The sequence below is a fragment of the Parapedobacter sp. GCM10030251 genome, from assembly GCF_042666505.1.
Taxonomy (GTDB): domain Bacteria; phylum Bacteroidota; class Bacteroidia; order Sphingobacteriales; family Sphingobacteriaceae; genus Parapedobacter.
On sequence record NZ_JBHTDN010000004.1, the window covers coordinates 260,120 to 274,104 of the forward strand.

Annotated in this window: 7 protein-coding genes; 3 read left to right on the forward strand and 4 right to left on the reverse strand. The window is 49.2% G+C overall.

The window, feature by feature from the left end; all coding sequences use genetic code 11:
* Positions 1 to 362: 362 nt before the first annotated feature.
* The 3 genes from ACFQRK_RS13370 to ACFQRK_RS13380 all read left to right on the forward strand — a co-directional run bounded on the left by ACFQRK_RS13370 (position 363) and on the right by ACFQRK_RS13380 (position 6,822).
* Positions 363 to 3,461 (forward strand): SusC/RagA family TonB-linked outer membrane protein, encoded by a 3,099-nt coding sequence (locus ACFQRK_RS13370; protein ID WP_379007452.1) that lies wholly within the window; start codon positions 363 to 365, stop codon positions 3,459 to 3,461.
* Positions 3,462 to 3,479: 18 nt separating this feature from the next.
* Positions 3,480 to 5,063, forward strand: coding sequence for a RagB/SusD family nutrient uptake outer membrane protein (locus ACFQRK_RS13375; RefSeq protein ID WP_379007454.1), 1,584 nt, complete (start codon positions 3,480 to 3,482; stop codon positions 5,061 to 5,063).
* Between the two features lie 316 nt (positions 5,064 to 5,379).
* Complete coding sequence (locus ACFQRK_RS13380; RefSeq protein WP_379007457.1) at positions 5,380 to 6,822, forward strand: Gfo/Idh/MocA family protein; 1,443 nt, start codon at positions 5,380 to 5,382, stop codon at positions 6,820 to 6,822.
* A gap of 66 nt (positions 6,823 to 6,888) precedes the next feature.
* Here ACFQRK_RS13380 and ACFQRK_RS13385 read toward each other — a convergent pair whose 3' ends face one another.
* From ACFQRK_RS13385 to ACFQRK_RS13400, 4 genes are read right to left on the reverse strand one after another with little or no spacing between them, the layout of a single operon-like run.
* Positions 6,889 to 7,803, reverse strand: a complete 915-nt coding sequence (locus ACFQRK_RS13385) for a sugar phosphate isomerase/epimerase family protein (protein ID WP_379007460.1) — start codon at positions 7,801 to 7,803, stop codon at positions 6,889 to 6,891.
* Between the two features lie 7 nt (positions 7,804 to 7,810).
* Positions 7,811 to 9,127 (reverse strand): Gfo/Idh/MocA family protein, encoded by a 1,317-nt coding sequence (locus tag ACFQRK_RS13390; RefSeq protein WP_379007463.1) that lies wholly within the window; start codon positions 9,125 to 9,127, stop codon positions 7,811 to 7,813.
* A gap of 13 nt (positions 9,128 to 9,140) precedes the next feature.
* On the reverse strand, positions 9,141 to 10,655 hold the full coding sequence (locus ACFQRK_RS13395; RefSeq protein ID WP_379007465.1) for a RagB/SusD family nutrient uptake outer membrane protein: 1,515 nt from the start codon (positions 10,653 to 10,655) through the stop codon (positions 9,141 to 9,143).
* Between the two features lie 11 nt (positions 10,656 to 10,666).
* Positions 10,667 to 13,891: a TonB-dependent receptor gene (locus ACFQRK_RS13400; protein ID WP_379007468.1), complete on the reverse strand. Its 3,225-nt coding sequence runs from the start codon at positions 13,889 to 13,891 to the stop codon at positions 10,667 to 10,669.
* Between the last annotated feature and the right edge of the window lie 94 nt (positions 13,892 to 13,985).

The following is a 13,985-nucleotide window of genomic DNA, read 5'->3' on the forward strand; positions in this document are numbered from 1 at the left end:
TTTTTTGCCCCTATGAACGTATGCGCTATCTTTTTAAAAAAATTTAAAAAGATAGCGCAGTTTGCTTGTGTATAAACTTTTAAATGCCTAATTTCGTATTGGTTTTCTCTATAACAGGACTGAACCACGGAATTAATAGCTAATTGTTCACCTTTTAAAACACACACCAATATGCAAATACCACCTCGTTCACCAACGTGCTAAAATAATTTAGCGACTTCTTAACGGGCGACATTTTCGCTTTCTTGTGTAGCTAATCGGTTGCCAACCGGTCGGCTGTGTCCGCTTTATCGTTTTTCCGACCTGGAGATTGGAGAAAAGGGGGAGATATGGCCACAATTTTTCATCATAAAACAACAAAAATGAAACGGTATTTAACACACACAATACGATGGATGAAATATCCAATGGGATTTGCTTCGATAGTTGCCTTCTTATGGGCAGGGACAGTTGCAAAAGGTCATGCAAATCCTGCCTCTTTTGTGATATCACAGCAAACCATTGTCGGCAAAATAACCAATGCCAACGACCAGCAACCTTTGTCGGGAGTTTCCATCACGGTCAAAGGAACATCGCGGGGTACTGCCACGGATGAGGAAGGAAGATACTCCATCTCGGCATCGGAAGGGGAAACGTTAGTGTTTTCTTCCCTGGGCTATACAAGCCAGGAGATAGTAGTAGGAGAGGATCCCATGATTGACGTTCAAATGGAGGCAGACGCTGCAAGTCTGGATGAAGTGGTTGTAGTGGGGTACGGTACGCAACGCAAATCGGATTTGACGGGGTCAGTAGCTGTATTGTCGGCAGATGAATTGCTGATCTCGCCGGTAAACAATGCCTTACAAGGTATGAAGGGCCGTATTGCGGGAGTAAATGTATTCCTTAACTCCGGTTCGCCTTCGAGCAGTCCGAGGATCCTGATCCGCGGGTTGGGTACCATTAACTCGTCTTCGAATCCCTTGTTTGTCGTCGACGGTGTGGCGATGGAGAACATTCAATTTCTCAATCCAAATGACATCGAACGGATGGAAGTGTTGAAGGACGCATCGTCAACCGCGATTTATGGCGCGCGCGGCGCAAACGGAGTCATCCTAGTCACCACGAAACGCGGTGCCAAGGTGGGGGGCACGATCGTGGGCTATGACGGGTTCGCCAGCGTGGGTACGTTGCCCCGTAAGATTGACGTGCTTAACTCCGAGGAATGGCTGGAGGTGATCGAACGCGGTTTCGCCAATCACTCGAAGTACAGCACAGGCAATATTCCGGCGTTTACGCGTAGCGATCCGAGGTTGTTCGATGCGCAGGGTAACCCACTTTACGATACTGATTGGCAGGAAGAAGCGACCCGTACTGCCGTGTCACATAATCACCAGTTTTCGGTGCAGACGAAAGCGGATAACTCGTCGTTCGGTGCCTTCCTCAATTATGCTAATATGCAGGGAATTATGCTCAATAACGGGCTGGAGCGTATCAATGGCAAGATTGCTTACGACGCCCAGCCTAAAAATTGGCTGTCACTTGGTATAAATATGCTCGCCAATTATACGAAAGAAAATGAATTTGAAGAAGGAGGCGGCCACCAGATGCCCCGACGCTCGATGCTTGAAATGGCTCCTATATTCCCGGTAAAATTTCCGGACGGCACGTGGTCAAACAGCAGCATGATTACCGATGCGTATGGATTGGAAGCGATACCTAACCCCGTGCATGTCCTGCAGACACAGGACAGAATCCGGAAGCGGCAGCAGCTCTTTGGCAATGCCTACCTAACGTTCCACATCCTGCCGGGATTGGAGGTGCGTACCCAATTCGGTTTCGACAAACATGATACAAATATTCAGGAATACAGTCCGACGGACCTCATAAATATTTCCGCACCGTTGGGCCGGGCATACCTGGAAAATCAGCGATCGTTTTACTGGCAGGAGGAGACTTACTTGAACTACAATAAAGAGATCGGCGATCACCGCATAAACTCTGTGCTTGGATTGAGCTGGCAGCAACGTAATTACGAAAACAATTGGATTTCTGCGGAAGGGTTTGCCGATAATTTCTTCCGCTTTAATGCAATTCAGTCGGCCAGTCAGCCCGGCGCCCCTGGGTCTTCGCACGACAAGTGGACGATGAACTCTTACTTCCTGCGGGGAAGCTATAGCTACAAGAACAGATACCTGCTTACTGTGACGGGACGTATCGACGGATCATCGCGATTTGGGGAAAACAATAAATATGGTATTTTCCCATCGGCCGGTATCGGATGGGTGTTATCCGAAGAGTCATTTCTGAGCGATGCACAAGGACTGGACGAGCTCAAGATACGGTCGAGTTATGGGGTAACAGGCAACACCGAGATCCCAACCTACCAATCGCTCGGTACAATCTCCACAGGAACGACCCTACTCAACGGAACCCGTGTGGCGCAGAGTTTCATCAACCGGTTGCCAAATCCCAACTTAGAATGGGAAAAAACCAATCAGTTCGATGTCGGGTTCGACTTGGCGATGTTCAACAGGCGCCTGACCTTGGCGTTCGACTATTACTATAAGCTCACAACAGATTTGCTGCTTGACAAACCTGTACCCACAACAACGGGTTTTGTCGGCGTTCGTGACAACATCGGGTCCGTATCCAACCGCGGTATCGAGGTGCTGCTCAGCGGCGCGCCCGTATCGAATGACGTATTCAGTTGGCAGTCTACCCTCAATTTTAGTTTCAACAAGAACCGAATTGAAGCGCTTGGCGAAAATGACGAAGATATCTTCCCTGGACCCAATTGGGTGTCGGGCAGCCAGACAATCCTGCGGGTCGGCGAGCCGTTGAGCTCATTCTGGGGCTACCGACGGCTAGGCACCTGGGGTACGGATGAGGTTGACGAAGCCGCTGCAGTTGGTGCTGTTCCCGGTGTGGCCAAGCGCAGTAGTGAACGTACCATTATCGGTAATGGGCTTCCCAAATGGGTTGGGAGTTTTGTCAATAACGTAAACTACAAGAACTTCGATCTTACCGTCGATCTGCAATTTGTCATGGGTGTGGACCTCCTGCAGCAATTTATGCATTCTATGGAAGACCGCACCGGCTTGTCCAATGGGCTTTCGACTACTTTGTATGACGCTTGGACGGAAAGCAATCAAAATACCATGGTCCAGCAGGTTAGAAATGGCCCTTATTCCGGCCAGAACAGCGAAGTGGACGACCATTGGGTAGCCGATGGTTCCTACCTTCGCGGTAACCTCATCTCGCTTGGATACAATTTCGGGAATGTTACGCTGAATAGAATTAATATGAAGGGACTACGCATCTATGCCAGTGTGCAGAATGCATTCCTTGTTAAATCTAAAGATTTCAAAGGGTATGACCCGGAAGCTACTTCGTGGGGCGGCGACCAATGGGGACAGAATATTTTCTTTTTCCAATACCCTAACCCACGTACGTTTACGTTGGGTACCAGTTTCCAATTCTAACCCCTAAAACACCAGAAGATGAAAAAGTTACTTGCAATCATATTCTCCGCAGGAGTACTGACAACTTCCTGTTCAGATTTTCTCACCGAGATACCAAAGGATGAGATTTCACCCAGTCAATTTTTCCAGAATCCGGATCACGCCTACAACTCGGTCAATGCCTTGTATCGCTCTGGAGTGACCTCGTTGTTCGGTGCCAGCGTTTATGCCGGATCGAGATTGATGTTCGGCCCGTATATGTCGGGCTTTGTAGACAACGACTATAAAGGGCAGGAAGTGCATGTGCAGCACGCGCAGCAGCTGACGCTGAATGCTATCAACATGTCTGGCTACCTCGGTGGTTTTTGGCGTGATATGTATCTGGGCATCTCACGGGCCAACAACGCGATTAAGTACATTCCTACCACCCCGGGCTTATCTGAGCAGGAGGCGAATAAGCTATTGGCCGAAGCACGCTTTTTCCGGGCGATGAACTATTATTACCTGGTGCGTATTTTCGGTGGAGTACCGTTGATCACGGAGCCTTATGAGAACCTGGAAAATTTGTATGTCGAGCGTTCACCCGTGGCCAACGTCTATGCGTTGATTGTGGAAGACTTGCAGTTTGCCACGCAAGCCAACAATCTTCCCAATTCGACGATGGGGGACAATGGCAACCGGATTACCCAAGGTGCGGCAAGGGCATTATTGGCAGAGGTTTACCTTACGATGAGTGGTTATCCCCTGCAGGCAGATCACTATGCCGATGCGGCGCGAGAAGCCCGTACACTGATTAACGATGGCTTGTACAGTCTGACTCAGCACGATCGGAATGCTCAGGGGGCACTGATCCCGACCGGTAGCGCATACAACAAAGCCCGGTTGGCCGACAATTTGCAGAATGAGCACATTTATTATTTCGAGTATACAGTAGGGATCGCTAATTCGGGGTACACCCAATTTGCCTTCCCGGTAAGTATGGCTCCTGAGTTGGCTTATGCTATTTTCAACAACGCCTATCGGCCCACACCTGCACTTTTAAGGGCGTATGACCCTGCTGTGGACCTGCGCATTCAGGAAAAGCAATACTTCCATTCGTCACTTACACGTGCGAATGGTACAGTCGCCAATTTTGATACAGCTCCGCACATCTGGTTTGATGAAGAGGCATCGTTGGAAACTGCAACATCGGGTAAAGACCTGCCCATCCTGACGTATAGTAACGTGCTGCTTATTGCGGCTGAGGCCATCGCTCGCTCGGAAGGGGTCACTGCAGAGGCGATAGATTACCTAGCGCAGGTACGGGGTCGTGCTTATTGGCAACAGACGTCCCTGCAGATAAAGACTAGCCTGACGGGTCTCTCCACCGAGCAATTCGTGGCCGAAGTGTGGAAGGAACGGCTACGCGAGCTGATTTTCGAGTTCCACATTTGGTTTGATATCCAGCGTACCCGGCAGTTTCCGGTAACCGCGGCGGGCGGACAGATTACGTTTGCTGACGTGGTGGGCCAACGGAATAGCTTTGGCGCCACGTATGCCGAGCGACACTTGTTGTTCCCATTACCCGACGACGAATTGCAGCGTAACCCCGCATTGGAACAAAATCCGGGTTATACGGACTAATATCAGTTGCCGGATGTGTTGAATACCGGATTCCTTGATATGCTGAGCAGCCCAGCAACGCGGAAAGAGCATTGCCGCTGCGTTGCATAATCAAGGAATCCAATCCCCCGCAGGTAAATGTACTTGCCTGCAAATGTACTTGTAAGTTGTTACGCAACTGCTGGCAATTTTTAGTATATTAGCCGCGCACAATTAATTTGGAATGATTGTGCTAACCAATGTGTTAGAGAGTTACATGCGATGCGCTAAAACAACTTAGTGTATCGATTTCATTGATGCCACTAAAAGCAAACAGTATATCAATAATTTATATTAAATGAAAAATAATAAAAACTCAACAGGTGCAACCCGTAGAGATTTCATCAAAACGGGCGCTGCGGCAGCAGCAGGTTTTATGGTTGTGCCGAGGCACGTACTGGGCGGTGCAGGTTTTGTCGCCCCCAGCGATAAACTGATCATTGCGGGCATCGGTGTAGGAGGTAAGGGAGAGTCGGATTTAAAGAGCTTCCACGATAGTGGCAAGGCGGAGATTGCCTACCTGTGCGACGTAGATGACCGCCGGGCATCCGGTTCGGTAAAGCGTTTTCCTAAGGCTAAGTATTACAAGGATTTCAGAGAGATGCTCGATAAAGAGCATAAGCACATCGACGCGGTTTCCGTATCTGGACCGGATCATAACCATGCAATCCATGCCTTACCCGCCATGCAGTTGGGTAAGCACGTATATGTACAGAAGCCGTTGACCCACGATGTCTACGAAGCGCGCGTACTGACGGAAGCGGCAAAAAAGTACAAGGTCGTTACTCAAATGGGCAACCAAGGGGCATCTGGCGACGGTGTGCGGATTATGCGCGAATGGTTTGATGCCGGGCTAATCGGTGATGTACACACCATTTATACCTGGACTGATCGCCCTGTTTGGCCTCAAGGTATTCAATGGCCCACGCAAAAAGCGGAGATTCCCAAAGAATTGGATTGGGACCTATGGCTGGGCACGGCACCTTACAAAGAATATGTAGATAAACTGGTTCCTTTTAACTGGCGTGGATGGTGGGATTATGGCACAGGAGCGTTGGGCGATATGGGTTGTCACATCATGGAGGCTCCGTTTAGTATTCTCGGTCTGCAATATGTAAAAGATGTACAAGCCAGCGTCGGTAGTGTATATGTCGATGAGTTTAAAAGAGGTTATTTCCCCGAGAGCTGCCCGCCTTCGAGCTACGCGGTATTGACATTTCCCAAGTCGGAGAAGACATCGGGTGATGTCACGATCCACTGGATGGACGGCGGTATCCAGCCGCAACGTCCTGAGGAATTAGGCGCAAACGAGGTGTTCGGCGATGGGGGTAACGGCATCCTCTTCATCGGCACCAAGGGTAAGATGATGGCTGGGTGCTATGCGGAAAATCCACGGTTATTACCCACTTCGTTGACCGAGCAGCACAAATTGCCGGTGAAATATACACGGGTACCCGGCGGAGCAGGCGGGCACTATGCACAATGGGTGGAAGCCTGTATCGCAGGGCATGGAAACAAAGAGGTCAGTTCTCCGTTTGCAATTGCCGGACCACTCACCGAGGCGTTGCTAATGGCTAATCTCGCCATCCGTGGTTCCGATCTGCGCGTTGATAATAAATATCCGGGCAGAAACCTGAAGTTGATTTGGGACAATAAGGCGATGAAGGTAACCAATTTTGACGCGGTGAATCAGTTCGTTAAGCGGGAATACCGCCAAGGCTGGGAATTGCCTACTGTGTAAAAGATAAAGAGGCCGTCCAAAGTGACGGCCTCTTGCTTTATTAAGCGTCACATTCCGGACGGACAATCATAACTTCCGTATCTCATCCAGTTGCTCTGCTATTTTTTTAAGATGATTCCGGTCACCGGCTTTCACTTCGGCAGTAAGCCAACCGCCTTGATAATCAATTTTCCTGAGGGCTTCCATAACGACTGGCCAATTGTTGTCGCCAGCCAGCAGGTCTACGTCAAAGCCTTTCCATAAGCCTTCGTTATTCATCTTTTCGCGACTGAATTCTTTGGCATGGAGTTTCACGATACGGGAACCCAACGTCGTTATCCAATGTTCGGGCCATCCGTAGCGCAAGATATTTCCAATGTCAAAATACCATCCGATGAGTGGATGGTCAATCGTGTCAACAAATTCCCGTGCTTCGACAGGGCTTAGTATAAAGTTATTCCAAACATTTTCCAGTCCGATTTTCATGCCGGTCTTCTCAACATGGGGAATCAACCTCCGAATCGATTCCAATGCATTTTTATATGCAACCTCATAAGGAACTTTTTCGTTGACTACGCCCGGGACGACTAACACCGTATCGCCGCCAAGTTCTTTGACTTCGCTTAACGACTTGGCAACCGAATCGATCGTAAACTGCCTGACGGATGGATCGGGATCAGACAAGGGCTTTGGCCAGTGGTCTTTGTTTACCACGCTCGGCAATTCTACACCTGTTTTATCTCTGGCGGCAAGTAATTCCTTTATTGGAAGATCCACGGGGCTATTGAACTCAATGCCGTCAAATCCCAGATCTTTCACCAGCTTAAATTTATCCAACAGCGATAAGTCTTCTTTGATCATTCCAAACCCCAGTCCTATTTTTAGCGGACGCGCATTCGCAGGTGTTTTGATAGCCGGGTTACCAAATCCGCGCAATACGGGAGAAAGCGTTGCACCTGCTGCCAATAGAGAGGCTGTCTTTATAAATGTTTTTCTTTCCATCGTCTTGTTATGAATTAATTCCAGGAATAGCGACGGGAATATCGTATTTCAGGTCCCAGGATACGTTGTCGGGAAATAAAACCTCATTGGACGCCAAAGCATCCTGAATGGAAATCGTTTGTCCCGTATAGCCCGCCATCCGACCAGCCAAAGCAACCAAATTTGATTTCACCATCCAATCGCCATCGTACTTCGGTTTGTTGTTCCGGATGGATGCAAACAATTCATCGTGCTCTTGTTGGTACATACTCCTGGACTCGGAATTTTTATAGGCATTTTCATCGGTGAACTTGGTTTGATCGTCATATTTCCAATTCCTACGCCCGATGATTTCATGGCCTCCCGTCCGGCAGTCCACAATGCATCGGCCCTTATCGCCGACGACTTCCACGGCATAAGCGGGCGCGGTGTCTGCTTGTTGCCTGCAGAAGAAATAGCTTTTTACACCATCTTCATATTCGTATACCATGGCGAAGTGGTCGAAAACATTGCCGAATTTTTTGTCTGTCCTTTTTTGGCGTCCTCCACTTCCAGTTACCCGCAGGGGTAGTTTGTCGCCCATGGCCCATTGCATCATGTCCAAACTGTGAATCGCTTGTTCTGTAATGTGATCGCCCGAAAGCCAGTTGTAGTACAGCCAGTTTCGCAACTGGTATTCAAAATCCGTCCATTTCGGCTGGCGTTCTTTGTACCATAGCTCCCCGGTGTTATACGTGGCTTCAGCTGAAAGGATGTTTCCAATCTTTCCGTCCAGTACCCGACCAAATGTTTCCCGCTTGGGAAGATGATAACGCCAGCAGAATCCGGATACCAAAGCGAGATTCTTTGCTTTGGCACTTTCCGAAGCCGCGATCACGCGTCTAAGGCCGGGGGCATCCACCGCGAAAGGTTTTTCGCAGAAGACATGCTTGCCCGCTTTCACCGAAGCTTCCAGGTGCGAGGGCCGGAATGCTGGTGGTGCGGCCAACAATACTACGTCCACATCACTTTCCAGGAGGCGTTGATAGGCGTCTAACCCCACAAACTTATGCGCGTCGGTCACTTGTACTTTATCGCCCATCTTGGACTTAAGCGTGTTGTACGAATTTTCGAGGTGATCGCTGAAGGCATCTGCCATGGCAGACAATACCACATTCTGATCCGCGTTCAACGCTTCCATCGCCGCTGCGGTACCGCGGCCACCGCAACCGATGAGCCCCACTTTCAGGGTATCGGTGTTCAGCGACCAGATGCGGTCGGATGCCAACACGTAATTCGTTGTGGCCACACCCGCCAGGGTGGTGATGCCGGCAGTTTTGAGAAATTCTCTTCTAGAATAGTTCATATGATTTATAAAATTATGGGTTTTGTTGTAATGCACTGTTTCTATTGATTTCCGCCTGCGGTATGTAAAACACAACCCGGTTATCAGTCGGTTTCACTTCTTGGTGTAAATCCGTAGTCGGTGTATTATTTAATGAGTGGGTGCCCGGATAATTACGTACCATGGATCGGTTATTCCGGAAAAGATCGTAGGCGCGATGTCCTTCGAAAGCTAACTCCAGCCACCGTTCTTCCAACACGGCGTCGAGCACGGTCTTGCCTGCTGCTGCTAACCGCTCAGGGGTATACAACGCTGCGTAGGGTAGTCCGGCTCGTGTACGTAAAAGGTTGACATCGGCCAAGGCTGCTTCGACATTGTTTTCTTTTGCATTTGCCTCGGCCCGGATGAGGTACATTTCTGCCAGTCGAAGATACACCGGTGAACTGAGGTTTATGAGCCCTTCCTGAAGCGAATATTTATTGACGTAATACATGGGCGTAACAGGCGTGAGCTTTTGGTTGTATTGCAATTCGCCGTTTACCACATACGGTGTAATAAAGGAATTGCGAAGGTCTTCGGGATGTTGATTCAGGAAGTCGTAGTATTTCTTTGACGCATAAATTTCTGCCCATCCGCTTACGCCTTGACCCATGGGATTGCCGGAAACATCGCCACTAAAATACATTGAGCCGATCGAAGACATCGCCCGGTCTTCAACCTTGGTATGCCGTATGGCAAATATGGTTTCCTGGTTGTCGTCGGGTTGCGCCCTGAAATAACTCGCATACTCACTTCCTTGGCGTAGTGTATACCGATTGGAATTGATTACCAGATCCGCATATTTGATGGCATTCGCCTGATCTTCCTTGTACAGGTATACCCGGGCCAGTAGCGCATAGGCTACCTCCTTGGAAGCGAAGGAATTGTTTTTTGGCTGATTCATCAGTTCGGCAGCTTGGAGCAGATCGCTGATAACGAAATCATAAACGTCTTTCACCGAACTTCTCGAAAGGGTTTCCGCCTCTTCATCGCTTAACCCTTCTCTCAAAATCGGCACCCCGGGATTATCTCCGTTGTTTTGCGGATATGGCCGCCCGAAAATCCGGACCAAATTAAAATGCATCATGGCCCGTAGAAAAAGATTTTCACCTTTAAGTTGCCGCAATCCCTCGGAAGCTTCGTTCGGCACAAATGCGATGACTTTATTTGCGGCGGCAATCACCTTGTAGGCTTGTGACCAGAAATTTGCACAATGATCGGACGTATTGATGTGTGTATATCGGTACGCGCGGGTCAAGTCATCAGCCGAAGACTGTCCTTGTGCGACAGCGTCTCCCGGGTACTCCATCAGGAAATGCCCACTACGTACATATGCCGCGTTTTTCAGTACCGCATACGTGCCTATCGTTGCCGTCTCCACATCAGACTCGCTGGCTAGCGCGTCATCTTCGTTGATAAACTCAGTTGGGTCGTAATATTTCTGGCAGGAGAAAAACAGAACCGCCAAGGTGAATACCGTCAGTTTTCTATATGTTGAGGAACGTTTCATGCTTAAATGTATTAAAATGTCACGTTTAGACCAAAAAGGATTTTTTTGCTAATGGGATATTTGAAGCTGGATACGCCCGATGCCAGATCAACTTGGCTGAGTGAGACCTCGGGATCGGGACCGGAAAACTTGGTGCCCGTCCATAGATTATCTCCACTAACAAACAGCTGCAGTCTTGAAATCCGCATAGGCCGAAGCAATTTTTCCGGGAAATCATAGCCAACACGTACATTCCGTAACCGGATGTAACTCCCATCTTCCAGGTACCTTGAAGACGACTGGTTGGAATCCTTATTCCCCCCCACGATTGGTTTCGGATGGGTCGCGATGTCTCCTTCCTTCTCCCACCGAGTCCATCCTTTCGGCAGCACCATCGAATTAAATGCTTCATAGAGACCGTCGTTGTCAAAGTATACACGTGTATCGTTATACACGTAGTTACCATAGACAAAATTAAAAAATGCCGATAGCGTGAAGTTCCTATACGTAAATGTATTGTTGAAACCCCCGGTGAATTTGGGCGCTGCAGAGGTTCCGGTGAACTGGCGTGAATCGGACGTGGCGGCCTCGCTGTATACGTTGGTTGTTACGATCGATTTATTCCCATTTTCGTCGATCACCACTTTTTCCCATAATGGATCTCCGTTTGACGGATCTACCCCAGCCCAAATGGGGAGGTTATAAGCATCCATATCATAGCCGATCGCGATGGGTTGTCTGGCACCCGGGTTGAAGATGGTCGATCCGTCGTTGAGCTCCAGTACTTTATTCCGATTGAATGCCATGTTCAGGCTGGTTTCCCACGTGAAGTCATCTCCCGTGAAATTTTGTGAGGTCACGTTAAGCTCCATCCCTCGATTGCGTACCGACCCGGCATTCACCCATACGTAGCTATAACCCGTAGTGGCCACCAAAGGCTGTCGGTAGAGCAGTTCCGACGCTTCTTTTTCATAAATATCCAAGCTGACGCCTACACGGTTCCAAAAGGTGAGGTCAACACCCAAGTTCGCAGATTTGATTTTTTCCCAGCTTAAGTCGGGGTTGCCCTTTTGGTAAGGCGCTGCGCCAGGTAGCCCGGCATAACTGGCGTCCTGGGTAATTGAATACAGTCCTAATGCGGCGAAATTAGAAATGCCGTCTGCATTTCCTACCGTACCGTAGCTTCCGCGGAGTTTGGCGAACGAAAGTGTCTGGCTTTGCTGCCAAAATGGCTCATTCGTTAGAATCCAGGACGCACCGAGCTGGTAAAAATTAGCTGTGGGGTTATTTTTCCCAAATTTCGACGAAAATTCATTTACGAACGAAGCCACAAAGAAATACCGGTTATTGTAGCTGTAGTCGGCTTGCGCGAGGTATTTTCGAAATCCTACCTGCTCGCGCGCACCCCGTGGGCTTTGCAGTACCTCGGTTGCAACAGACATCACATCCCTGCCGGAAGGCAATCCCTTTCCCGAAGTTTCGGTCCAATCGGAAGTGGTTGTTTCCGCCTCTGCGGCAGCCAATACCGTCAGACCGTGATCGCCAAAGGTATCGGTGTATCGAACCCGGTTAGAAGTCAACAGTCGGTTGAAGCTGCTCGTGCCGTTGTATAATTCCCCACCGTTCGCTCCGCCTTGCTTGGTGTTTCTGTCAAAGAATCGGGCTGTTTGCCCGTTGTTAAATTGGGTGCGGTTATAACTCGACAAGGTAATTTTATCGGTAACGGTATAATCGAGGTTGAGGTCGCCACTTACAGCCCAGTTTCGAGCTTTGTCGTAGTTATACTGCAGCGAGTGAAGGAAGTTTTCCTTTTCCCGGCCCAGCCAATTCGGATAAAAACGGGCATCAATGGGATTCCCTTCGCTGTCAAATGCCGGATCGAACGGCAGATTCGTATACGCGTCGTACATGGTTCTGCTATTTTCCAGTCGGTTTTTATTCACATTGCCATTAATCAGAACCGCCACCTTCAGGCGATCCGTGAGGTTAGCGTCAAGATTGGTCCGGAAATTATATCCGGTATGCCCTGTTCCGGCAAGTGTGCCTTCTTCGCGATAAAAAAGACCGGAAGCATAGTACTGCACTTTTTCCGATCCACCCGAGATAGATAGGTTGTGATTGTTAACGTACCCTGTGCCGAATGCCAATCCCCACCAATCGGTGTCATGCTGAAGTACAGATGGGTCCCGATGGTAAAATGTGGTCTGGAAATCATACAATTCCTGGGAGTTCATAAGGCGGAAATTGCCGGTGGTCGGATTTCCGAAACCGAATGAGTTATTGAATTCAACCTTCGTTTTACCGGGTTGCCCTCTTTTGGTATTGATAATGATGACTCCGTTTGCAGCGCGTGATCCATATAAGCCAGTTGCGGCAGCATCCTTTAGGATGGATACCGACTCAATGTCGGCGGGATTGTAGTTCCCACCGATGTTGCCATCGACCACAACCAGTGGGGATGTGCTGGCCGATATGGTACCGGCACCCCTAATAAGTACGCGAGGTGCACTTGAAGGTGCTCCTGATGGGGAAGATACTACCACGCCCGGGGCCTTGCCCTGCAACATGGTTGACAGATCGTTCGTGGTCACGTCCTTGAGTTTCTCACTGGAAATGGTAGTTACCGAACTGGACAAATAGCGTACCTTGCGCGTGGAATAGCCCACTACCACAACTTCGTCCAGGTCGCTTATTTCCTCCGCCAGTTGAACCTCCATGATTCCCGAAGCCGGAACCGTGATCTCTTGCGATACGTAACCCAATAGCGAAAAAACCAAGACCTGACCTGCTTCCGCGGGTAATGAAAATTGGCCGTTTTCGCTACTAGCTGTGGCAACGGTGGTCCCTTTGACGCTGACGGTAACCCCACTCAGCGGCTGTCCCCCTGTGTCCCTGATGATTCCATTTGCGGATGATTGATTCTTTCGTACAGAAGACCCGCCAGACGGCGGTTTCGTTTTCGTGTTACGCACGCGGACGAATACGGTATTCCGCTTGACCTCAAACTGCAAGTTACGTGGGTGAAGCAAATCGGCAAGCACCTGTTTGAAATCGCGGTCGTGAACGTCTAAGCTAATAGCTTGTTCTTTGGCAATAACGGCACTGTTGTATAAGAAATCATACCCGGTTTGTTGTTGGATTTCATCCAAGACATCACGAAGCGTGGCTTGCTCAAATTTCAATGTTACTTTTTGGGCGTAGGTGGTGGCGTGCACGTGCACCAGCGATGCTACCATGCAGATGAGCATAATCTCCATCTTAATGACATAGCTAAAAAATGTTTGGCGCTGGTGAGCGCGACTGCGAGAATCAGACTTATGCATTGTTTAATTATTAGGTAGTTAGTGGCCT